The sequence below is a fragment of the Streptomyces sp. NPDC002886 genome (genome assembly GCF_042888445.1).
In the GTDB taxonomy this organism is placed as follows: Bacteria; Actinomycetota; Actinomycetes; order Streptomycetales; family Streptomycetaceae; genus Streptomyces.
The window spans coordinates 1-1367 of the sequence record NZ_JBIAPV010000028.1; the positions used below are offsets into that span (position 1 = coordinate 1).

The 1367-nt window shown below is 69.5% G+C and carries 1 protein-coding gene; it reads right to left on the reverse strand.

Annotated features, from left to right (window positions below; translation table 11 throughout):
- The coding region (kdpB, locus tag ACFYYB_RS42125; protein ID WP_389444036.1) for a potassium-transporting ATPase subunit KdpB at window positions 1–1367 on the reverse strand (1367 nt) is incomplete at both ends.

The following is a 1367-nucleotide window of genomic DNA, read 5'->3' on the forward strand; positions in this document are numbered from 1 at the left end:
ACGATTTCGATGAGCTTGGTGGGGTTGGAGTCGAGGTCCACCATGTTCCCGGCCTCCTTGGCGGCCGAGGTTCCGGTGTTCATCGCCACGCCCACGTCGGCCTGGGCCAGGGCCGGGGCGTCGTTCGTGCCGTCGCCCGTCATCGCGACGAGCTTTCCGCCGGCCTGTTCCCGCTTGATGAGGGCCATCTTGTCCTCGGGGGTGGCCTCGGCGAGGAAGTCGTCGACGCCCGCCTCCTCGGCGATGGCCTTGGCGGTCAGCGGGTTGTCGCCGGTGATCATGATGGTCTTGATGCCCATGCGCCGCAGCTCGTCGAAGCGTTCGCGCATGCCCTCCTTGACCACGTCCTTCAGGTGGATGACACCCAGGACCCGGGCGCCCTTGTCGTCCTCCAGCGCGACGAGCAGCGGGGTGCCGCCGGCTCCGGAGATCTCGTCGACCTTGGCCCGCGCGTCCGGGGCGACCGTACCGCCCTGTTCGCCGACCCAGGCGATGATCGAACCGGCCGCGCCCTTACGGACCTTGCGGCCGTCCACGTCCACGCCCGACATGCGGGTCTGCGCGGTGAAGGGGATCCATTCGGCGTCCACCAGCTCGCCCTGGTGGCGTTCGCGCAGGCCGTACTTCTCCTTCGCGAGGACCACGATCGAGCGGCCCTCGGGGGTTTCGTCGGCCAGCGAGGAGAGCTGGGCGGCGTCGGCCAGTTCGGCGGCGATGGCGCCCGTGACGGGGACGAACTCGGAGGCCTGGCGGTTGCCCAGGGTGATGGTGCCGGTCTTGTCGAGGAGCAGGGTCGAGACGTCGCCCGCCGCTTCCACCGCGCGCCCCGACATGGCCAGGACGTTGCGCTGCACCAGGCGGTCCATGCCCGCGATGCCGATGGCGGAGAGGAGCGCGCCGATGGTGGTCGGAATCAGGCAGACCAGCAGTGCGGTCAGCACGATCATCGACTGCTTGGCGTGCGCGTAGATCGCGAAGGGCTGGAGCGTGACGACGGCGAGCAGGAAGACGATCGTCAGCGAGGCGAGCAGGATGTTGAGCGCGATCTCGTTGGGGGTCTTCTGCCGGGCCGCCCCCTCGACCAGGTTGATCATGCGGTCGATGAAGGTCTCGCCGGGCTTCGTCGTGATCTTGATGACGATGCGGTCGGAGAGCACCTTCGTCCCGCCGGTCACGGCCGACCGGTCGCCGCCCGACTCGCGGATGACCGGGGCCGATTCGCCCGTGATGGCGGACTCGTCCACGGACGCGACGCCTTCGACGACGTCACCGTCGCCGGGGATGACGTCCCCGGCCTCGCACACGACCAGGTCGCCGATACGGAGCTCCGTGCCGGGCACCTGCTCCTCCGCCGAGCCGTTCAGGCG